The following is a 705-nucleotide window of genomic DNA, read 5'->3' as shown; positions in this document are numbered from 1 at the left end:
CGTTAAATCTACAACAGATACATCAACCGTTGGTACTCTAAAAGCCATTCCTGTTAATTTACCTTCTAAGGCTGGAATCACTTTGGTCACTGCTACCGCTGCACCTGTGCTTGTGGGTATGATATTATTGACCCCGCTTCTACCCAATCTATAATTTTTTCGTGAGGGTTGGTCTACGGTGGACTGTGTTGCCGTAAGGGCATGAACCGTAGTCATTAATCCTTCAACAATTTCTAAATTGTCGTCTATCACTTTTGCCAAAGGTGCCAAACAGTTGGTCGTACAAGAGGCATTAGACACAATCGTGTCACTAGCTTTTACATCTTGATGATTGACTCCCATTACAAACATAGGAGCTGTTTTTGAAGGTGCAGAAATCACCACCTTCTTTGCTCCCGCTGTAATGTGGGCACTTGCGTTGTCTATGTCTGTAAAAATACCTGTACAATCTAGTACAATCTCCGCTCCTACTGCATCCCATTTTAAATCCTCTGGATTTCTTTCTGCGGAAACTCTAATGGCATGTCCATCTACTACTAAATTTCCTTTTTCTACGGATACTGTACCTGGGTATTTACCATGAACAGAATCATATTCTAAAAGATAGGCTAAATGATCTACAGCTAATAAGTCGTTTATAGCTACTACCTCAATGTTTGGGTTTTTTGAAGCTATTCTGAAGGCGATTCGCCCTATTCGGCCAAA

The 705-nt window shown here is 41.0% G+C and carries 1 protein-coding gene; it reads right to left on the bottom strand.

The features are described 5' to 3' along the window. The coding region (locus tag ACY2RS_RS15480) for a type I glyceraldehyde-3-phosphate dehydrogenase (RefSeq protein WP_490099573.1) at window positions 1–705 on the bottom strand (705 nt) is incomplete at both ends.

The sequence above is a fragment of the Patiriisocius sp. 208BN25-11 genome, from assembly GCF_058147145.1.
Note: the sequence above shows the minus strand (reverse complement) of the source record. Positions and strands in the feature narration are given on the sequence as shown.